Origin of the sequence: Desertimonas flava (assembly GCF_003426815.1) — a bacterium.
In the GTDB taxonomy this organism is placed as follows: Bacteria; Actinomycetota; Acidimicrobiia; order Acidimicrobiales; family Ilumatobacteraceae; genus Desertimonas; species Desertimonas flava.
On the sequence record NZ_QKYK01000010.1, the window covers coordinates 24,719 to 44,131 of the forward strand.

Sequence of the window (19,413 nt, forward strand, 5' to 3'; positions counted from 1 at the left end):
GTCACATCCCGTCAGGCGTCAGGTGTAGGTGTCGAGGAGTTGGCGGAGGGCGGCGAGCAGGCCGTCGGCGTCGAGGCCGTAGTGGGCGTACAGGGCGGCGGGCGGGCCGATGGGAACGTGCTCGTCGGGCACGTCGACGCGCCGTACCCGCACGTCGTGGTGACCGCCGTCGAACAGGGCCTCGACGACCGCCGTGCCGAGCCCGTTGGTGTGATTGTGTTCCTCGGCGACCAGGACCCGCCCCGTCCGCGCCGCCGCGGCAACCGCACCCGTGTCGAGCGGCTTGACCGTGTGCATGTCGTAGACGGCGACCGCTGCACCGGTCTCGGCACGTAGCCGCTGCGCGGCCGCGACGGACGGGTGGACGGTGGAGCCGGTGGCGACGATCGCCGCGTCGCCGCCGTCGACGACGCGGATCGCCTCGCCGAACCTCACGTCGGGCACGTCGCCGTACACCTCGGGATCGCGTCCCCGTCCGAGGCGGATGTACATCGCGCCGGGGTGATCGACCGAGGCACGGAGCACGCCGCGCAGATGGTTGGCGTCGGTGGCACAGACCACCGTGAGGTCGGCGATCGTGCGCATGATGCCGAGGTCCTCGAGGGCGTGGTGGCTCGTGCCGTAGAACCCCATCGACATCCCGGAGTGATGACCGATCACCCGGACCGGCAGATGCGGGTAGGCGCAGTCGGTGCGGATCTGCTCACACCCGAGCAGCGCCGAGAACGAGGCGAACGTCGCCGCGTACGTCACCATGCCCGACGCCGCCATCCCGGCGGCGACGGTGATCATGTTCTTCTCGGCGATGCCGAGGTTGAAGAAGCGGTCCGGGTGGCGACCAGCGAAGTCGTTGAGTCGGTTGGCCTTGGCGAGGTCGGCGGTCAGGACGGCGATGCGGTCGTCATGGTCGGCGAGATCGGCGAGCTCCTCCCCCAGCACGAACGCCGGGATCGCGCGCTGCTGATCGCTGCCGTCGGACGACCGCTCGTCCCGCAGTCGCGTGGCCCCCGACGCCGTGCCGCGGAAGACCTCGGCCGTGTCCTGCACGTCGCCGGAGTCGGCGGTGGAGCGGAGATCGTCGCTCGCTGCGCTCACGACGCCACCTTGGGGGCTGCGCCCCCGCTCGCTGAGCTCGCGCCCCATCGCCGCGCCGGCTCGCTGGCGCTCGCTCGGGCGGCCGTCGCTCGCTGCGCTCACGACAACCCCGCGGCCAGCTCGGCCATGACGTCGTCGTAGTCCTCACCGACGAGGTTGCCCACGTGCCAGTCGAGCGACAGTTCCATGCGGGCGACTCCCCGTCCCTTGATGGTGTCGGCGATGATCGCCTGTGGCTGGCCCCGCTCGGCCCTCGGCAGATCGGAGAACGTGGCCACGATGGTGTCGAGGTCGTGGCCGTCGATCCGCTGGACGTGCCAGCCGAACCCGGCGAAGCGATCGGTCAGCGGCTCGACGCTCATCACCTCGTCGGTGAACCCGTCGATGCACATCTGGTTGCGGTCGACGACCGCCACGAGGTTGCCGAGCTCGAAGTGCCCGGCCGCCATGGCCGCCTCCCAGACCTGTCCCTCGGCGAGCTCGCCGTCGCCGAGCATGCACCACGTCCGATGATCGCTCCCCCGCACGCGACCGGCGAGGGCGATGCCGACGGCCGCCGAGAGGCCGTGCCCGAGCGAGCCGGAACTGAAGTCGACACCGGCGATCTTCTTCATGTCCGGATGATCCCCGTAGCGGCTGCCGAATCGCGTGTAGTCGTCGAGCTCGCTCGGCTCGAAGAAGCCGAGATCGGCGAGGATGGGATACAGCCCGATCGCCGCATGGCCCTTCGACAGCACGAAGCGGTCGCGATCGGGCCAGGCGGGTTCGCCGGGACGAAGCCGCAGGGCGTGGTAGTAGAGCGCCACGAGCAGCTCGGCGGCCGAGAACGACGACGCGTAGTGGCCGGCCCCGGCTATGCGCGACAGTCGCACGGTCTCGGTACGGACGAACCGGGCACGATCGCGCAGATGGGCGAGCAGGTCATCGCTCATGTGGACTCCTTCTTCCAGCGTTGCTTGGACGATGGGCGAGACGACGCTCCGGGCGAGCCGGAGACAGCGGGCAACGGCACGAGATACCGACGGTTCGCGCCGAGGGACACGAGGAGGGCATCGAGCAGCAGGTCGATGCGTTGGCGGGTGATCAGCTCGGGGTACACCAGACCCTGCAGGCCGATGCCGTCGACGAACCCGACCAGCAGATCGGTGACGACGTCGGCCTTGCGCTTGCGATCGATCTGCCCGGCCCGCTGGCTCTCGCGGACGAGGTCGAGGATGCAAGTGCGCCATCCGTCGTGGTCCCGGTGCTGCAGCGTGCGCAGGGCCGGCTGGTTGAGGGCGCGGGCCCAGAAGTTGACATCGAGCGTGAGCTCGAACTCCCGCTCCTCGTCGAGTGGAAGGGCCTGCCGCAGGGCGTCCCGCAGCCGCGTGACCGGCCGGGCGTCGGCCGGCATCTGGTCGAGACGGTCGCGGATCTGCTGATCGGCCCGTTCCAGTGCCGACCGCAGGATGTCGTCCTTCGTGGGGAAGTAGTGCGCCAGCGATCCCGTCGAGTACCCCGACTCGAGGGCGATCTCGCGGACGGTCGTCTTCTCGAGTCCGCACCGGTTGATGACGCGCCAGACCGCCTCCACCAGCTGCTGTCGGCGCTCCTCGTGGTCGACGATCTTCGGCACGCTTCCTCCGGGTTGACACCGTAGTCCGCTCGCGGCATTGTTAACACGGACGTCCGAAATAGATCATCGACCGGAAACACGGTCGGGGGATGATCGACGTCGACCGGCTGCCAGGCGGCGCCGGAACCGGACGAATTTGAGGGGAGCACGATGAGGTCCACCACCGACGCCGCGCCGCGGCGGCACCGCCGACGGCTGGGAATTGCCGCGACCGCGGCCGTCCTCGCCGTGTGGGCGGGATCCGCCAGCACCAATGCAGGCGGCAGGCCGGCACCGCAGGCGGCAGACGCCCGCGAGCTGCTGATCGCCCGCGACATGGACCTGACCACGCTGGATCCCGGCCTGGTCTACTGCGACACCTGCCAGATCTACCTGACGGCGGTGTACGAGACCCTCGTCGGCGTCGACCCGGCCGATCTCAACGTGCTCGTGCCACGCCTCGCCGAGTCGTGGGAGGCCAACGCCGACAACACCCAGTTCACATTCACGCTCGACGCCGATGCCCACTTCGCCGACGGCGCTCCGGTCACGTCGGCCGACGTGAAGTTCTCATGGGACCGCCTCGCCGGGCTCGCCGGCTCGGCGTCGTACCTCATTGCCGGGGCCACGATCGAGACACCAGACGAACAGACCGTGGTCGTGACGTTCGAGCAGCCCAACTCGGCCTTCCTCAGCGTCGCCGCCGCCCCGTACCTCGCCATCACCAACTCGGCCCTCGCCGAGGAGAACGGGGCGACGACGAGCGCCGACACCGACACCGCCGAGCCGTGGTTCCTCGAAAACTCCGCAGGCAGCGGCCCGTTCGTCCTCGAATCGTACTCCGACGGCGAGGAGCTGGTGCTCGTGCGCAACGACGACTACTGGGGCACGCCGAGCGTCTTCCCCGGTGTCACGTTGAAGCAGGTCGTCGACTCCACGTCCCAGTTGCAGCAGCTGCAGCAGGGCGACGTGGACATCGCCATGCAGATCAGCTTCGACTCGATCGGGGAACTGGAGGGCGACGCCGAGATCACGACCGAGATCGTCAACTCCTACAACTTCGTCTACGTGGCATTGAGCCCCGGCGCCCCCGGGGGCGAGGAGCTCGCCAATCCCGACGTGCGCAACGCCATCCGTATGGCGCTCGACTACGAGGGCATCCTCAACACCACCGTGGGCGGCAACGGCCGACTGCAGGCGTCTCCGATCCCCAACGGCTTCGCCGGCTCCGAGGATCTCCCGCTCCCGGTGCAGGACGTGGAGGGAGCCCAGGCGTTGCTCGACGCGGCCGGCGTCGATGGCCTCACCCTGCGCGCCGCCTACCCCGCCGTCAACGTCTATGGCGTCGACTTCGACACCTTGATGGCGAAGGTGCAGCAGGACCTGACGGCGATCGGCGTCGAACTGGAGCTCGAGCCGCTGGAGTTCGCACAGTGGGTCGAGCAGATCACCGGCGACGGCATCCCCGTGACCGCCGTGTACTTCGCACCCGATCACGTCGACCCCAGCCAGTACGTGCAGTACTTCGGGATGGTCGAGGGGTCGGCGTGGCTGGGCCGCAGCGGCTTCGACGCCAACCCCGAGCAGGACGACCTTCTGGCCCAGGCGCTGGCGGCGAGCGGCGAAGAGCGGACGGCGCTCTACGCCCAGCTCGGTCAGGCGATGATCGACGACGCGATCATCCTGCCGCTCGTCAACCCCGATCTCGTGCTCGCCTACGCCGCCGACCTGACTGGCGTCCGCTACAGCGCCTGCTGCAACCTGGAACTGGGGAGCGTCGGCATCTCGTGAGCGCCGCGGCCGCCGCACGGCATGGGTAGCTATCTGCTGCGGCGGCTCGCCGTCACCCCGATACTGCTGTTCGGGATCCTGACCCTCGCGTTCATCATCGCCCGGCTCATCCCGGCCGACCCCCTGGCGTCGATCGTGGGTGAGCGGGCGATGAACAACGAGGTGGTCGTCGCCGCGGCACGCAAGAAGTGGGGCCTCGACGGCTCGATCCTGGAGCAGTACTTCTCGTACCTCCGCAACGTGTTCTCCGGCGATCTCGGTACGTCGTTCCGCACCCGCAAGCCGGTGACGTCCGATCTGTGGGATCGGCTGCCGGCGACCGCCGAGCTGGGGCTGGCCGCGCTCCTGTTCGGCGGCATCGGCGGCGTGATCCTCGGCGTCGTCTCGGCCCGGCACCAGAACCGCCTCGTCGATCACGTCGCCCGGCTGACCGCACTGGTCGGTTCCTCGCTCCCGGTGTTCTGGCTCGGACTGGTCGTCCTGTACGTGTTCTACGCCCGCCTCGGCTGGTTCCCCGGCCCGGGACGGCTGCCGTCACGGGTCGACCCTCCCGACCACGTCACCGGGCTCTACACGATCGACGCCCTGCTGGACGGCAACCCGAGCCTCGCGTGGCAATGCCTGCGCCAGCTCGCCCTGCCGGCGCTGGTGCTCGGGTGGAGCCTGATGGGCATCGTGTCCCGGCTCGTCCGGGCCGCGACCCTCGACGAGTTGCACGCCGACTACGTCCGCACGGCGAGGGCGAAGGGCCTCGACGAGGGTGGCGTCATGCGGCACCACGTGCTGCGCAACTCGCTCACCCCGGTGATCACGATCATGGGCCTGATGCTCGGCGTGGTCCTCACCAGCGCCGTGCTCACCGAGACGGTCTTCTCGTGGAACGGCATCGGTTCCTACGCGGTCGAGTCGACCACGCGGCTCGACTACCCGGCGATCAACGGCGTGTGCCTGACGGCCGGCGTGATCTTCCTCGTCAGCAGCCTCCTGGCCGACATCGCCTACGCCGTCGCCGACCCGAAAGTGCGCTTGTCATGAGCCTCGCCGATCCGACGATCGACGCCGTTGCCGTGGCGGCGCGCCCGTCCGAGGCCGGACGCTGGGCGACGATCCGCTCGGCCTTCCGCCGCCCGACGATCGCCATCGGAACGGCGGTGCTGGTCGCGTGGGCGATCGTCGCCATCACGGTGCCGATCTGGGGATGGGCGACGCCCACCGAGGCCGTCGGTGAACGGCTCAGCTCGCCGAGCTGGTCGCACCTGCTCGGGACGGACTCCCTCGGCCGCGACGTGTTGCTGCGCACGCTCCACGGGGCCCGCCAGTCCGTGCCGGCCACCGCCGTGGTGATCGCCGCCACGGCGGTGATCGGCGGCCTCCTCGGCGCGATCGCCGGGTTCCGAGGAGGATGGATCGACTCGGTGATCATGCGGGCGAGCGACATCGTTCTGGCGTTCCCGCCGATCTTCCTCGCCATGGCCGTCGCCGCGGCACTCGGTCCCGGTCTGCGCAACACGGTGATCGCCGTGATCCTCGTCTGGTGGCCGTTCTACGCGCGCCTGCTGCGCGGCCAGGTGCTGTCGATCCGCAATCGTGAGCACGTGGAGGCGGCGACGTCGGTGGGTGTCCCCCGTCATCGCATCCTCCGCAAGCACGTCCTGCCGCTGGCCTTCACCCCGGTCCTCGTCAACGCGACGATGGACTTCGGCCAGGTCGTGATCCTCACGGCGTCGCTCAGCTTCCTGGGTCTCGGCGCCGCCCCACCGTCGCCCGAGTGGGGGCTGATGATCGAGGACGGGACGAAGAACTTCTACCAGTGGTGGATCTCGCTCGGGCCCGGGCTGGCGATCCTGTCGATCTCGCTCGCCGCCAACTTCCTCGGCGACGGCCTGCGCGACCACTTCGACGTGAGGTCTCGCAGCTGATGCCGCTGCTCGAGATCCGTGACCTCAACGTCCGCTTCGGCACCGAGGCCCGTGCGCTCCACGCCGTGCGCGGCATCGACCTCGACGTCGGGGCCGACGAGGTGGTGGCGATCGTCGGGGAGTCGGGGTCGGGCAAGAGCGTGACGATGCTGTCCGTGCTCGGCCTGCTGGGTCCGAGCGCTCGCGCCAGCGGGAGCATCGTCTTCGACGGCATCGATCTGCTCGATGCGTCGCCGGCGACGTTGCGAGGCATCCGCGGGCGACGCATCGGGGTGGTGTTCCAGGACCCGATGACGTCGCTCAACCCGGCGCACACGGTCGGTCACCAGCTGGCCGAGGCGGTGCGGATCCACCAACGCGGCGACCGCGGCAACGCCACGCGCCGCGCCGCAGAGCTGCTCGAGCTGGTCTCGATCAGCGACGTCGGGCGGCGCCTGCGCAACTACCCTCACGAGCTGTCGGGTGGCATGCGCCAGCGGGTGATGATCGCCATGGCCCTCGCCAACGATCCCGAGCTGCTCATCGCCGACGAGCCGACCACGGCGCTGGACGTGACGATCCAGGCGCAGATCCTCGACGTCCTCGCCTCCGTCCAGCGCGAGCGCAAGCTCGCCGTCGTGCTGGTGACGCACGACCTCGGCGTGGTCGCCGGCCTCGCCCAGCGCGTGGTCGTGATGTATGGAGGTCGGGTCGTCGAGCAGGGCGGGGTCGTCGACGTGTTCCACCGTCACCACCACCCCTACACACGAGGACTGCTCGCCTGCCTTCCGCGGCTCGACCGGCGTCACGACCTCGTTCCGATCGGGGGCGCTCCTCCGTCGCTGGACCAGCTTCCCGGCGGATGCGCCTTCCACCCGCGATGCCCGGTCGCCATCGATCGCTGCCGGACCGAGGCGCCGGAGCTGTTGCCCCGGGGTTCGACGTCGGCCGCGTGCCACGTGGCGGCGATGCCGGTCGCCATCGGCAACGGAGCCACACCATGACGGCGTTGCTCGACGTCGAGCATCTCGTGAAGACGTTCGCCATTCGGGGCCGGCCGTTCCGGCGCTCGACGGGTCGTGTCCACGCGGTGGCCGACGTGTCGTTCCACCTCGATCGCGGCGAGACCCTGAGCCTGGTCGGCGAGTCGGGCTGCGGCAAGAGCACGACGGCCCGCTGCGTCGTCCGCACCGTCGAACCGGACAGTGGGTCGATCCGCTTCGCCGGTACCGACCTGATGCAGCTCGGCACCGAGGAGTTGCGGGTCATGCGCCGCCGCTTCCAGATGGTCTTCCAGGATCCGCAGGCGACGCTGACACCCCGGATGAAGGTCGGCGAGCTCCTGGCCGAGCCGCTGCGCGTGCACGGCATCGATCCCGGGCGCGAGGACCAGCGGGTGGCCGAGCTGCTCGACCTCGTCCAGCTGCCCCGCAGGGCCGCCGAGCGATATCCCCACCAGTTCTCCGGCGGACAGCGCCAGCGCATCGGGATCGCCCGGGCGCTGGCACCGCGCCCCGACATGCTGGTTCTCGACGAACCCGTGTCGGCCCTCGACGTGAGCATCCAGGCCGAGATCGTCCGGCTGCTGGAACAGCTGCGGACCGAGCTCGACCTGGGCTACCTGTTCATCGCCCACGATCTGTCGGTCGTGCGGCATCTGAGCGACCGGGTTGCGGTGATGTACCTCGGCCGCATCGTCGAGCAGGGAACGGCCGAGGACGTCTACGACCGGCCGGGCCACCCGTACACGCAAGCGCTGCTGTCGGCGGTCCCCATCCCCGACCCCCTCGTCGAGCGGCAGCGGCGGCGCATCGTGCTCGCCGGCGAGGCGCCGACGCCCATCTCGCCGCCGTCCGGCTGTCACTTCCGGACCCGCTGCTGGAAGGCGACGGAGCGCTGCGCGCTGGAGGTGCCCCTGCTGGCCGATCCGGGGATCGGTCACCCCGTCGCTTGCCATCATCCCGAGTCGACCAGCGTGCTGCCGACTCTGTCTCCACTCCCGTCCCCGACCCTCGAAACGGAGGCGCTGTGACGCCCACCAACTCCATCACGCCCACGACCGACGACGTCCGCCCCCGCCAGGCGGACCGTGCCCTGCGCGCCCGTGCCGCGGCCGTGATCCCGGGCGGCATGTACGGCCACCAGAACGTCGCCCGCCTCCCCGCCGCACTCCCCCAGTTCCTCGAGCGTGGCGAGGGCTGCCACATTTGGGACGTCGACGGCAACGAGTACGTGGACTTCATGTGCAGCTACGGGCCCATCGTGCTCGGGCACCGGCACGCCGCGGTGGAGGCAGCGGCGGAGGATCAACGCCGGCGGGCCGACTGCCAGAACGGGCCCGGTGCCGTGATGGTCGAGCTGGCCGAGAAGCTCGTGTCGGTGGTCGACCACGCCGACTGGGCGTTGTTCGCCAAGAACGGCACCGACGCCACCACGACGTGTGTGACGGTCGCCAGGGCGACGACGCAACGGCGCAAGGTGCTCGTCGCCGAGGGCGCCTATCACGGTGCCGCGCCGTGGTGCACGCCGATCACCAACGGCACGACCCCCGAGGACCGCGTCCACCTGTTGCACTACCGCTTCAACGACCTCAAGTCGGCGATCGCCGCGGCCGAGTCCGCCGGTGACGACGTCGCCGCCATCGTGGTCTCGCCGTTCAAGCACGACGCCCGCTTCGACCAGGAGCTGGTGGATCCGGTGTTCGCCGCCGGACTGCGCGAGCTGTGCGACGACCTCGGAGCGGCGCTGATCCTCGACGACGTGCGGTGCGGGTTCCGGCTGGCGCTCGGTGGCAGCTGGGAACCGATCGGGGTGAAGCCCGACCTCTCGGCCTGGAGCAAGGCGATCGCCAACGGCTACCCGCTCGCCGCCGTTCTCGGCAACGATCGCTTCCGGCCCGGCGCCGAGGGCATCTTCGTGACCGGCTCGTTCTGGTTCTCGGCGGTGCCGATGGCGGCGTCGATCGCCACGATCGACTCCCTCGCCCGCGAGAGCGCCGTGGCGACGATGGAGCGGGCCGGGCAGCGGCTACGCGACGGGATCGCCGCCCAAGCCGCCGCCCACGGTCTGACGGTGAACCAGACCGGCCCGGTGCAGATGCCGTTCATGACGTTCGAGGCCGATCACGACTACCGGCTGGCGTCGCATTGGACCGAGATCGCCGCGCGTCACGGCGCCTACTTCCATCCGATGCACAACTGGTTCCTGTCCGCTGCGCACACCGACGCCGACATCGACCGGGCCCTGGAGGCCACCGAGGCCGCCTTCGCGTCGGTCGCCACCATCGCCTGATCGGCGCCTACCCGTTGGCGGCCTGCGCGGCGACCCAGTCCTGGAAGCGGATCTCACCGAGCTGGGCGTCATCCTCGGGCACGAGGGTGCGCTCGCTGACCTTGACGTCCCAGTACGGCGCTTCCGGATCGGTGACGACCTGGCGCGGATCGCCCTTGGCCGCCAGCACGTTGCGGACGAGCTCGTCGAGGCGGAACTTCTCCGGTCCGCCGACCTCGACGATGCCGTTGACCGGAGGGCCGGCCGCGGTGCGGCCGACGGCCTTTGCGACGTCGGCGGCGGCCATCGGCTGGAAGAGCACCGGTGGCAACCGGACGACGTCACCGTTCGTCGCCGTCTGGGCGATCGTCTTGATGAACTCGTAGAACTGCGTCGCGTGGACGATCGAGTACGGGATCGACGAGCTGGTGATCAGCTTCTCCTGCGCGATCTTGCCGCGGAAGTAGCTGCTGCCCGAGAGACGGTCGGTGCCGACGACCGACAGCGCGACATGGTGGCCGACCCCGGCCGCCGCTTCCGCCTCGAGCAGGTTCCGCGTCGAGGTCTCGAAGAACTCGAGCACCGCCGACTCCTCGAACGACGGCGAGTTGGTGACGTCGACGACGACCGACGCACCCCCCATCACGTCCGCGAGACCGGCGCCGGTCATCGTGTCGACGCCAGTTGCCGGGGACGCTGGGATGGCCTCGTGGCCGTGCTCGTTCAGACGGGCGACGACCTGCGAGCCGATGAGGCCGGTGCCTCCGATGACGACAACCTTCATGATGAGCCTGCTTTCTGGAAGGGGTGGAGCCGACGTGCGGTTGTGGTGAAGACCGCACAGCTCGCCGGTCTGTGACAGATGGACGTCCGACCCGACGGCCCGGACGTCACGACATCGGCCTGACCGCGGCCGGACCCACCGGGGAACGGACTGGGGACTTCGACGGACGCGAACGGGGGCGGCGCGGCGCGACGTTGCGGAGGTCGGCAACCGATCGACACGAGTGAGGAGACCCCGCAATGTCCCAACGACCCACCATCGTCCTCGTCCACGGCGCGTTCGCCGAGTCGGCGAGCTGGAACCCCGTGATCGAACGGCTCCGGCACTACGGCACCACACTGATCTCCGGAAGCCGCAACGCCTGTGACATCGTCGCCGTGGCGAATCCTCTGCGCAGTCTCGCCGGGGACGGCGCCTACGTGCGCGACGTGATCGCCGGGATCGGCGGCCCGGTGCTGCTCGTCGGCCACTCCTACGGTGGCATGGTGATCACCGAAGCGGCAGCCGACAACGACGCCGTCGTCGGACTCGTCTACGTCGCCGCCTTCATGCCCGACACCGGGGAGTCGGCCTTCGAGCTGTCGACGAGATTCCCCGGCAGCACGCTGGGCGACGCCCTCACCGCGTACCCCGTGTCGTCGGGTGGCGAAGAGTTCGTTATCCGTCAGGACCTCTTCCACGCCCAGTTCGCCGCCGACGTGCCCGCCGAGCAGGCCGCCGTGATGGCCGTGACGCAACGACCCGTCACCGCGGCAGCCCTGTCGGATGGTCTGCCCACGGCGTCTCCCGCCTGGACGTCCATCCCGTCGTGGTGTGTCTACGGCAGCGAAGACCGCAACATCCCCGCCGACCTGATCCGGTCCTTGGCCGATCGAGCGTCGGCCAAGGTGGCCCGCCAGGTCGTCGGCGGCTCGCACGCCATCAGCGTGTCGCGGCCCGACGAGGTGGCCGCGACGATCCTCGACGCCTACGCGACTCTGTAGTACCCGCGGCCGCGGCACGAGCACCGTGCCGGCGGACTCGCCACCCCGCCCCCCCCGGGGTCGCGCGTCCGCCGGCAGGACATCACATCGTCGGCCAGACTGGCGAGCAGGGAGGCAGTCGGATGCCACACGAACCAGGAGCAGCGGAGCCCGACGATGCCGAGCTTCGCGTCGGGACACCGCAGGGACGGTGGGTGCTCGCCGCCACGGTCCTCGGCTCGGGCATCGCCTTCCTCGACGGCACCGTCGTGCAGGTCGCCCTGCCGGCGATCGGCGACGACCTCGGGGGCTCGCTCGCCGATCTCCAGTGGACGATCAACGGCTATCTCGTCACGCTCAGCGCGCTCCTCCTCCTCGGCGGGAGCCTGGGTGATCGTTTCGGGCGGCGGCGTGTGTTCGTCGCCGGTCTGGTGGCCTTCACCGTCGCGTCGGTACTGTGCGGCCTCGCCCCGTCTCCCGGCCTGTTGATCGCGGCCCGCGCCCTCCAAGGTGTCGGCGGGGCGATGCTCGTCCCCGGCAGCCTGTCGATCGTCGCGTCGAGCTTTCACGCCGAGGACCGGGCCAAGGCGATCGGCGCCTGGTCGGGGCTCGCCGGCGTGGCGGGTGCCGTCGGCCCGTTCGTGGGCGGATGGCTCATCGACTCGGTGAGCTGGCGCTGGGTGTTCCTGATCAACCTGCCCCTCGCCGCGGTGGCGATCTGGATCACCGTCCGCCACGTCCCCGAGACCCGGTCGGCGACGGCGACCCACCTCGACGTCCCCGGCGCCGCGCTGGCGACCATCACGCTCGCCGGGATCACGTACTTCGCCATCGACCGCGGTGGCGGGCTCAGCGTCGCGTCGGGAGTCGGCGGCTTGGCGGCCGGCATCGCCTTCGTGGTGGTCGAGCGCCGCAGCCCACAACCGATGTTGCCCGTGAGCTTGTTCGCGTCGCGCCAGTTCAGCGGCGCCAACCTGGCGACGGTCGCCGTGTACGCCGGGCTGGGCGGCGCCTTCTTCCTCCTCGTCCTGCGCCTGCAGTTCTCCCTCGGCTACAGCGCGCTCGAGGCGGGCGCCGCACTCGTTCCGTTCACCCTGCTGCTCCTCGTCCTGTCCGCCCGCGCCGGCGAGCTCGCCCAGCGCATCGGGGCCCGGGGTCCGATGACGCTCGGGCCGTTGGCGGCAGCGGTCGGCATCGTGCTGCTCTCCGGCGTGTCTCCTGGTGATCGTTACGTCAGCGGCGTCCTGCCGGGCGTCGTTGTGTTCGGGCTGGGCATGGCGCTGACCGTCGCCCCGCTCACCGCGGCGGTGTTCGCCAGCGTTCCCGACGAGTCCGCCGGAGCGGCGTCGGGCGTCAACAACGCAGCAGCGCGCATGGCCGGCCTCCTCGCCGTCGCCGCCCTTCCGTCACTCGCCGGCGTCACCACCGACGGCCCGGTGGCCGACAGCCTCGATGCCGGCTTCGCCGCCGGCATGCGCATCGCGGCCGCTGTGACGGCCACCGGAGGGCTGATCTCGTTCCTGCTCGTACGCGAGACAGCCCCGGTGCATGCTGTCCCGCAGCCCTCGGCGCAGTGGGCGTGCCACGACCCGTCGGTCAAGAGCGAGGCGAGCCCGTCCCATCGTCCCAGCCAACCAACACCGAAAGCTCACCCATGACCACCACCTGCACCCACCTCGGCACGGTCGCCGACGTCACCCCGTCCAGCCAAGGCTGCGAGGATTGTCTCGCCATCGGCGGCCGCTGGGTCCATCTGCGGATCTGCCAAGCCTGCGGCCACGTCGGATGCTGCGACTCGTCACCCAACCGGCATGCCACCGCGCACTTCCACTCGCACCCCGACCACCCGTTGATCCGCTCCTACGAGCCGGGCGAGAACTGGTGGTGGTGCTACGCCGAAGAGCTCTTCTTCGAGCACGGCGACACGCCGTCGCCGTCCCACCCGTGACCGTGCTGACCGCCCCGAGATAGTGCCTGGCACTATCTCGGGGCGGCCCGCACCGCGGTGTCACAGGAAGGCGGCTTGTGCGGTCTTCGTTGCGGTGACAACGATCCCACCACAACCCGTCGTGCGAGGATGCCTCCGCCGGGTGAACGCCGACCAGGCCCGCCGCGTCGCCATGGCGTTCGCCGACGCGCCGCGATCGTCCGCCGATCCGTCGATCGCCCACGCCTACGCGGACCTGAGTGAGCAGGCCTGCCGCTGGTTCGACCGGCTGACGGGTCCGCGAGGTCGGCGCCCCGTGCGCGTCGTCTACACCCGCTGCGCCGAGCCGTACGTGTCAGCCGTCGAGCTCGCCGAGTCCGTGCGTCACCACCGCGTGCTCGAGCTGTGGCCGGTGGCGTACGACCGCGATCGCCGGCCGCCGTTGCTCGACTCCCGGATCGGCGGTCCGTACGACCGCTTCCGGGCGGTTCACGACATCCTCAGCCACGGCTGGTTGCAGCTCGGTTTCGACCGCGACGGCGAGTACTCGGCGTGGCTCGCCGAAGATCGGCTGTACCGCGGAGCAGCCCGGAAAGCGTTGGCGACCGAGCTCCACGGCGAACACAGCGTGCGCTGGACGAGCGGCGACCTCGCCGACCACAAGGCCGTTCTGCTGGACGAACGGCTCATCGAGGCATCGCGGCGCAATCGCCCACCGGCCGGCCACGAGCGCCGGTAGTGCCGAGTGGCTGGCATCGGTGCGGCAAGCGCGGCGGCGACCCTTAGTCTGACAGATCGATGTCGAACTCTCGGCGGGGCGGTGGGCATGCTCGGCTATGAGCCCGGCCCTCCCGTGCTGCTCGGACGCAGCAACGAGTTCGACGTGTTCGACCGCCTGCTCGACGACATCCGGCAGGACAGGAGCCGAGTGCTCGTCCTGCGAGGGGAGGCCGGCATCGGCAAGTCGGCGCTTCTCGACCACCTCGCCAACGGGGCCGGCGACTGCCGCGTGCTGCGAACGGCCGGCGCGGAGTGGGAGATGGAGCTGGCGTTCGCCGGGCTCCACCAGCTCTGCCTACCGATGCTGGATCACCTCGACGCCCTGCCCCGCCCCCAGCAGGACGCCCTCGGCACGGCGTTCGGCATCGTCGCCGGCGACGCCCCGGACCGCTTCCTCGTCGGCCTCGCCGTGCTCAGCCTGCTCGCCGCATCGGCGGAGCACATCCCGCTGTTGTGCCTCATCGACGACGCCCACTGGCTCGACCACGTGTCCGCCCAGGTGCTGGCATTCGTGGCCCGCCGGCTGCTCGCCGAGTCGGTCGCCCTGGTCTTCGCGGTGCGCGATCCCAGCGACGCGGTGGAATTCGACGGACTGCCGCAACGGACGATCGGGCCACTCGGCAGCGCCGACGCCCGAGCCCTGCTCGAGTCGGCGAGTCCCGGCCGGCTCGACGAGCGTGTCCGCGACCGGATCGTCGCCGAGACCCGCGGCAACCCGCTGGCCCTCCTCGAGCTGCCTCGCGGTCTGAGCGCGGCCGAGCTCGCCGGCGGCTTCGCGCTTCCGGACGCCCGACCGCTGTCGAGCCAGATCGAGCAGGCATTCGTCCGGCGCGTGCAGGTGCTCCCACCCGATGTACAACGCCTGCTGCTCGTCGCCGCGGCCGAGCCGATCGGCGATCATGCCCTGCTTCGGCGGGCCGCCACTCGTCTCGGCATCGGGCCCGACACCGAGCTCGCGGCGGAGGGAGCCGGGCTCATCGAGTTCGGCGCGCACGTCCGTTTTCGCCACCCGCTGGTCCGATCGGCGGCCTACCGCTCCGGCAGCGCCGCCGACAGGCAACAGATCCATCTGGCACTCGCGGAGGCGACCGATGCCGATCACGCCCCCGACCGCCGGGCGTGGCACCGCGCCCATGCCGCCGTGGCTCCCGATGAATCGGTTGCCGCCGACCTCGAGCACTCCGCCGGCCGGGCGCAGCGGCGCGGTGGGGTGGCGGCGGCCGCGGCATTCCTCGAGCGGGCCGCCGAGCTCACCGCCGACCCGGGTCGCCGTGCCGGCCGCATCCTGGCCGCCGCGCAGGCCAAGCTCGACGCCGGGGCGTTCGACGCCGCAGACGCCCTGCTGACCGCGGCGGACATCGTCGACCTCGACGATCACCAGCGGGCCCGGGCGGCCCTTCTGCGCGCCGAGATCGTCTACTCCCGACAGCGCGGTACCGACGCTCCCCCACTCCTGCTCGATGCGGCGACCCGTCTCGACGATCTCGCCGACCCGTTGGCCCGCGGCACCTACCTCGAGGCGCTCACGGCGGCGATCTTCGCGGGGCGGGCCGCGGTGTACCCGACGGTTCACGACGTCGCCGGCGCCGTCCGACGGGCGGCGGCCCGCCCGGCCATGCCGCCGACGGTCGTCGACGCCCTGCTCGACGCCATGGCCGCCCGGTTCACCGATGGCTACGCGGCGGCGGCGCCCGAGCTGCGGGCCGCGCTGGAGTCGTTCCGGGCCAACTTCGACGGCGACGCCGGCCGGTCGTTCGGACTGGCCTGGCTCCTGGCCGGCGAGCTCTGGGACGACCAGCTGTGGGAGGAGCTCTCCACCAGAGCCATCAAACTCGCTCGCGACGCCGGTACCTTCGGCCGTCTGCCCCTGGCGTTGATGTACCGGGCCAGCGTCCACGTCCACGCCGCCGAGTTCGACGCCGCCGACGGCCTGATCGAGGAGTCGGACGCGATCACGGCCGCCATCGACACCGCCCCGCTCAAGTACACCACGGGTCTGCTGGCCGCGTGGCGGGGTAACGAGTCCTTCTCCAGCTCGCTGACGGCCGCGGCCGTTGCCGACGCCAACACCCGCGGCGAGGGGCGGGCCTTCGGACTCGGGGGCTACTTCGACGCCGTCCTCTACAACGGACTCGGGCGCTACGACGCCGCCTTACTGGGGGCCCGGACGGCGTGCGCCTTTGACGACTTCGGCGTCCGGGGATTCGCCCTCGCCGAGCTTGTCGAGGCCGGGGTCCACGGCGGCGAGCGGACCGAGGCATCCGAGGCCCTGGAGGAGCTCGAGGACCGCACGATCGCCGCCGGAACGGAGTGGTCGCTCGGCGTGCTCGCCCGCTCACGGGCGATGATGGCCAGCGGGAGCGATGCCGACGAGCTGTTCACCGATGCCGTCGAACGGCTGGGCCGGACGCGTATCAAGCTCGATCTCGCCCGCGCTCATCTCCTGTACGGCGAATGGCTGCGGCGGGAGGGCCGGCGGGTCGACGCGCGGGACCAGCTGCGCTCGGCAGACGAGATCTTCAGCCGCGCCGGGGCCGAAGCATTCGCCGAGCGAGCTCGCCGGGAGCTCCGCGCGACGGGTGAGACCGCTCGCAAGCGCTCGGTCTCCACCCGCATCCAGCTCACCGGTCAGGAGGCGCAGATCGCCCGCTTGACCGCCGCCGGGCTCACCAACCCCGAGATCGGCAGCCAGCTGTTCATCAGCCCCCGTACCGTCGAATACCACCTCGGCAAGGTGTTCACGAAGCTCGGCATCAGCTCACGGCGAGAGCTGCGGTCGATCGGCGCGCAGCTCGATCTCGACGACGCACCGCACTGACGCGGGTTCGGACTGGGCGTTCTCCCGGAGGCGACCGACGCGACGTTCTGCGACCGTGGTCAGGCATGAGCGTCTCACCCGGACCACATCCGCAGGAGTCCCAGCTCCGGTTCCTCCGGGGCATGATCGCCGAGAACGCCGTCATCTCGGGTGACGTCGCCGAGATCGGCGTGCGGGCGTTCGCCATCCACGGGATGATCGCCGTCGACGGCGACGTGATCATGGCGAACTTCGACTCGTACGAGGCGGCGCGCCTCGTCCTCGATCTGCTTCCGGTCCCGGCGCCTCGCCTCGGCGCGAGCGCTCCGATCGGGCCCGGCCGCTGACCTCAGCGCGCCCCGCGGCCCATCAGGCGGGCGATGCCCTCCGGAGGGCGGGGAATCGCTCGGCGGGCGATCTGTCCCGGGCCCGACCAGATCAGGCTCACCTCGAGCGACGGATCGGTCGACGGGAAGTCGGAACGCACGTGGCAGCCACGGGTCTCCCGGCGCGCCGCCGCGCCGTCGAGGGTCGCACGCGCGGCGACCGCCGACGATCGCAGGTCGTAGGCCTGAGCGAGATCACGCGGCCCGGAGACGTCGGGGTGGACGCCGACGTGCCCGATGCGCTCTTCGATGGCGTCGAGCATGGCGAGCCCACCCCGGATCCGCGTGCCGTCGCGGGTCTCGCCGGCACAGACCGACATGAGCTCGCCCATCTCGCGCTGCAGCGTGCGCACGCTCTCGGGGCCGGTCGCCGCGGCGACCGCATCGACGTCGGCACGCGCCGCAGCGACGGCATCCATGAACGCTGCCGTGTCTCGCCGGGGGACGAGGCCACCGGTGGCGTACGCACCAGCGGCCGCACCGACGATGCGTCCGTAGACGAGCAGCTCGATCAGGTCATTGCCGGCGAGGCGGCTGGCTCCGTGGACCCCGCCCACCGCCTCACCGACCGCGTACAGGCCGGCGACCCCGGTGCTGCCGTCGGCCGGACGCACGGCGATCCCGCCGAGCGTGACGTGGGCCCGGGGCACGGCGTCGGCCGTTCCTCCGTGGTCGCCCGGGCCAATCTCGTCGAACAGGTCGAACTGAACCAGCTCGGCGTCCCGGATCCGGCCCCCCACCGCCCACGCCAGGCGCATCGAATCGCCGGTGTTCTCGTCGTGGCGGGCCGAGCTGTGGAGCCAGATCCCGCTGTGCCCGCCGGCGGCGAGCACGACGGCGTCGGCCTCGACCACGTACCTCGCACCGTCGGTCAGCCCGAAGCCATAGGCGCCGACCACCGCCCCGGCGACCTCGAGCAAGCTCGTCACATAGATCGTGTCGTCGACCGGAACATCCAGCTCGGCGGCCCGGCGGGTGAGGGCGCGCTGGATCTCGAGTCTTGTCGACTCACCGGTGAAGGCGGCCCGCTGGAACGACTGCAGGCCGAGCTCTCGCCGCGAGATCCGGCCGTCGCGATCGTGGTCGACTCGCATCCCGTAGCGTTCGAGGTCGGCGAGGGCGCGCACGGCGCCCTCACAGACGATCTCCACCATGCGCGGGTCGGCGAGACCGCGGCCTTCCACCAGCGTGTCGGCGGCGAGCTGGAGCCATCTGTCCTCGCCGTCGGGCGTGGCGAGCGCCGCGTCGGCACCGGCGGTGGCCAGCGCCGTCCGGGCGTCCGCCGGCGGTCGCTTGCCGACCGCGACCACGGGGACGCCGCGCTCGGCCGCCTCGATCGCGGCGCGGAGTCCGGCTCCGCCGGTTCCAACGACGAGCACCGACGTGCGGATCCGGCGTGGGGTCACGCCGCCTGCACCTCGTGCAGCGGGCGGCATTCGGCGACGACGACATGGATCGTCAACAGCGATTCGAGCCTCGCCGCGTCGCCGCCGCACGCGGCACCGACGAAGGCGTCGATCAAGGCGTGACGCTCGGCGGCGCTGACCGTCCGGAGCCGCTCCATCGCCGACAGGCGCTTGCCGGCACGACTCACGAGCTGACGGGTGTTGGCCTCGGTGATGCCGAGGATGGCGGCGATCCGCGAGTACGGGTACTCGAACGCCTGGCGCAGGACGAACGCCGCCCGTTCGACCGGAGCCAACCGTTCGAGGAGAAGGTGCAGTCCACGTTCCACCAAGTCGGAACGCTCGGCCCCGAGCGCCGGGTCGCCATGAGGATCGACCGGTTCGAGCGTCCAGTGCCCGACGCACGACTCATGGCGGGCCCGGGCCGACTGGGCGGCGTTGAGCGCCAACCTCGCCGTCGTGGTGACGAGGAAGGCGGTCGGGTTGAGGACCCGGCTCCGGTCGTAGGCCTGCCAACGGAGCCAGGCGTCCTGCACGATGTCCTCGGCCTCGGCGTGGTTGCCGAGGATTCGGTGGGCGACGGACAACAATCGGGCCCGGATGGCGGCGAACTGTTCGGCGGCGAACTCGTCGGCGCACCGGCTGGGGACGGAGACATTGCTCATGGGGTCACCTCGTGACAAGTGGGGTACTTGACGGTGACAGCGGGCAACCCGACGTCGC

At 70.9% G+C, this 19,413-nt stretch carries 18 protein-coding genes; 12 read left to right on the plus strand and 6 right to left on the minus strand.

Features of this window, described 5'->3' with window-relative positions; all coding sequences use genetic code 11:
- Positions 1 to 18 precede the first annotated feature (18 nt).
- From DN771_RS13365 to DN771_RS13375, 3 genes are read right to left on the minus strand one after another with little or no spacing between them, the layout of a single operon-like run.
- Positions 19 to 1,197, minus strand: coding sequence for a transketolase family protein (locus tag DN771_RS13365; RefSeq protein ID WP_205528574.1), 1,179 nt, complete (start codon positions 1,195 to 1,197; stop codon positions 19 to 21).
- A complete protein-coding gene (locus tag DN771_RS13370; protein ID WP_116998049.1) occupies positions 1,194 to 2,027 on the minus strand; it encodes a transketolase in 834 nt (277 codons plus the stop codon). Before DN771_RS13370 ends, DN771_RS13365 begins: the two co-directional genes overlap by 4 nt.
- Entirely contained in the window at positions 2,024 to 2,710 is a 687-nt protein-coding gene (locus tag DN771_RS13375; RefSeq protein WP_116998050.1) for a TetR/AcrR family transcriptional regulator, read from the minus strand. The genes DN771_RS13370 and DN771_RS13375 overlap by 4 nt, the downstream gene beginning before the upstream one ends.
- Positions 2,711 to 2,860: 150 nt before the next feature.
- Between DN771_RS13375 and DN771_RS13380 the strand changes: the two genes are divergently transcribed.
- The 6 genes from DN771_RS13380 (at position 2,861) to DN771_RS13405 (ending at position 9,669) form a co-directional block, all read left to right on the plus strand.
- A complete protein-coding gene (locus DN771_RS13380; protein ID WP_116998051.1) occupies positions 2,861 to 4,480 on the plus strand; it encodes an ABC transporter substrate-binding protein in 1,620 nt (539 codons plus the stop codon).
- Between the two features lie 21 nt (positions 4,481 to 4,501).
- Entirely contained in the window at positions 4,502 to 5,515 is a 1,014-nt protein-coding gene (locus tag DN771_RS13385; protein ID WP_116998052.1) for an ABC transporter permease, read from the plus strand.
- On the plus strand, positions 5,512 to 6,399 hold the full coding sequence (locus DN771_RS13390) for an ABC transporter permease (RefSeq protein ID WP_116998053.1): 888 nt from the start codon (positions 5,512 to 5,514) through the stop codon (positions 6,397 to 6,399). The genes DN771_RS13385 and DN771_RS13390 overlap by 4 nt, the downstream gene beginning before the upstream one ends.
- Positions 6,399 to 7,382: an ABC transporter ATP-binding protein gene (locus DN771_RS13395; protein ID WP_162941908.1), complete on the plus strand. Its 984-nt coding sequence runs from the start codon at positions 6,399 to 6,401 to the stop codon at positions 7,380 to 7,382. The genes DN771_RS13390 and DN771_RS13395 overlap by 1 nt, the downstream gene beginning before the upstream one ends.
- Positions 7,379 to 8,410, plus strand: a complete 1,032-nt coding sequence (locus DN771_RS13400) for an ABC transporter ATP-binding protein (protein ID WP_162941909.1) — start codon at positions 7,379 to 7,381, stop codon at positions 8,408 to 8,410. The genes DN771_RS13395 and DN771_RS13400 overlap by 4 nt, the downstream gene beginning before the upstream one ends.
- Before the next feature lie 98 nt (positions 8,411 to 8,508).
- Positions 8,509 to 9,669, plus strand: a complete 1,161-nt coding sequence (locus DN771_RS13405) for an aminotransferase class III-fold pyridoxal phosphate-dependent enzyme (RefSeq protein WP_116998166.1) — start codon at positions 8,509 to 8,511, stop codon at positions 9,667 to 9,669.
- Between the two features lie 7 nt (positions 9,670 to 9,676).
- On the opposite strand, the gene DN771_RS13410 is transcribed toward DN771_RS13405, so the two are convergent.
- The gene (locus DN771_RS13410; protein ID WP_116998055.1) at positions 9,677 to 10,432 is read right to left on the minus strand and encodes an SDR family oxidoreductase; all 756 of its coding nucleotides are present in this window, start codon (positions 10,430 to 10,432) and stop codon (positions 9,677 to 9,679) included.
- Between the two features lie 239 nt (positions 10,433 to 10,671).
- On the opposite strand from DN771_RS13410, the gene DN771_RS13415 reads away from it, so the two are divergent.
- From DN771_RS13415 to DN771_RS13440, 6 genes are all read left to right on the plus strand, one after another.
- A complete protein-coding gene (locus tag DN771_RS13415; protein WP_116998056.1) occupies positions 10,672 to 11,415 on the plus strand; it encodes an alpha/beta fold hydrolase in 744 nt (247 codons plus the stop codon).
- Between the two features lie 122 nt (positions 11,416 to 11,537).
- Positions 11,538 to 13,052 (plus strand): MFS transporter, encoded by a 1,515-nt coding sequence (locus tag DN771_RS13420; RefSeq protein WP_116998057.1) that lies wholly within the window; start codon positions 11,538 to 11,540, stop codon positions 13,050 to 13,052.
- Positions 13,049 to 13,342 (plus strand): UBP-type zinc finger domain-containing protein, encoded by a 294-nt coding sequence (locus DN771_RS13425; protein ID WP_116998058.1) that lies wholly within the window; start codon positions 13,049 to 13,051, stop codon positions 13,340 to 13,342. Before DN771_RS13420 ends, DN771_RS13425 begins: the two co-directional genes overlap by 4 nt.
- Before the next feature lie 142 nt (positions 13,343 to 13,484).
- Positions 13,485 to 14,060, plus strand: a complete 576-nt coding sequence (locus tag DN771_RS13430; protein WP_162941910.1) for a hypothetical protein — start codon at positions 13,485 to 13,487, stop codon at positions 14,058 to 14,060.
- Between the two features lie 87 nt (positions 14,061 to 14,147).
- A complete protein-coding gene (locus DN771_RS13435) occupies positions 14,148 to 16,919 on the plus strand; it encodes a helix-turn-helix transcriptional regulator (RefSeq protein ID WP_116998167.1) in 2,772 nt (923 codons plus the stop codon).
- Positions 16,920 to 16,984: 65 nt separating this feature from the next.
- Entirely contained in the window at positions 16,985 to 17,245 is a 261-nt protein-coding gene (locus tag DN771_RS13440; RefSeq protein WP_116998060.1) for a hypothetical protein, read from the plus strand.
- A gap of 2 nt (positions 17,246 to 17,247) precedes the next feature.
- Here the strand turns inward: DN771_RS13440 and DN771_RS13445 are convergent, their stop codons facing one another.
- Together DN771_RS13445 and DN771_RS13450 are read right to left on the minus strand one after the other, a co-directional pair.
- A complete protein-coding gene (locus DN771_RS13445) occupies positions 17,248 to 18,690 on the minus strand; it encodes an FAD-binding protein (RefSeq protein WP_205528576.1) in 1,443 nt (480 codons plus the stop codon).
- Positions 18,687 to 19,355, minus strand: coding sequence for a sigma-70 family RNA polymerase sigma factor (locus DN771_RS13450; protein ID WP_116998062.1), 669 nt, complete (start codon positions 19,353 to 19,355; stop codon positions 18,687 to 18,689). Before DN771_RS13450 ends, DN771_RS13445 begins: the two co-directional genes overlap by 4 nt.
- Positions 19,356 to 19,413 lie beyond the last annotated feature (58 nt).

What these genes read in the sequence shown, in the direction of transcription:
- DN771_RS13370 (WP_116998049.1), bottom strand. Translation starts at nt 2,027, where the DNA reads ATGAGCGATGACCTGCTCGCCCATCTGCGCGATCGTGCCCGGTTCGTC.
- DN771_RS13380 (WP_116998051.1), top strand. Translation starts at nt 2,861, where the DNA reads ATGAGGTCCACCACCGACGCCGCGCCGCGGCGGCACCGCCGACGGCTG.
- DN771_RS13385 (WP_116998052.1), top strand. Translation starts at nt 4,502, where the DNA reads ATGGGTAGCTATCTGCTGCGGCGGCTCGCCGTCACCCCGATACTGCTG.
- DN771_RS13390 (WP_116998053.1), top strand. Translation starts at nt 5,512, where the DNA reads ATGAGCCTCGCCGATCCGACGATCGACGCCGTTGCCGTGGCGGCGCGC.
- DN771_RS13395 (WP_162941908.1), top strand. Translation starts at nt 6,399, where the DNA reads ATGCCGCTGCTCGAGATCCGTGACCTCAACGTCCGCTTCGGCACCGAG.
- DN771_RS13400 (WP_162941909.1), top strand. Translation starts at nt 7,379, where the DNA reads ATGACGGCGTTGCTCGACGTCGAGCATCTCGTGAAGACGTTCGCCATT.
- DN771_RS13405 (WP_116998166.1), top strand. Translation starts at nt 8,509, where the DNA reads ATGTACGGCCACCAGAACGTCGCCCGCCTCCCCGCCGCACTCCCCCAG.
- DN771_RS13410 (WP_116998055.1), bottom strand. Translation starts at nt 10,432, where the DNA reads ATGAAGGTTGTCGTCATCGGAGGCACCGGCCTCATCGGCTCGCAGGTC.
- DN771_RS13415 (WP_116998056.1), top strand. Translation starts at nt 10,672, where the DNA reads ATGTCCCAACGACCCACCATCGTCCTCGTCCACGGCGCGTTCGCCGAG.
- DN771_RS13420 (WP_116998057.1), top strand. Translation starts at nt 11,538, where the DNA reads ATGCCACACGAACCAGGAGCAGCGGAGCCCGACGATGCCGAGCTTCGC.
- DN771_RS13425 (WP_116998058.1), top strand. Translation starts at nt 13,049, where the DNA reads ATGACCACCACCTGCACCCACCTCGGCACGGTCGCCGACGTCACCCCG.
- DN771_RS13435 (WP_116998167.1), top strand. Translation starts at nt 14,148, where the DNA reads ATGCTCGGCTATGAGCCCGGCCCTCCCGTGCTGCTCGGACGCAGCAAC.
- DN771_RS13440 (WP_116998060.1), top strand. Translation starts at nt 16,985, where the DNA reads ATGAGCGTCTCACCCGGACCACATCCGCAGGAGTCCCAGCTCCGGTTC.
- DN771_RS13450 (WP_116998062.1), bottom strand. Translation starts at nt 19,355, where the DNA reads ATGAGCAATGTCTCCGTCCCCAGCCGGTGCGCCGACGAGTTCGCCGCC.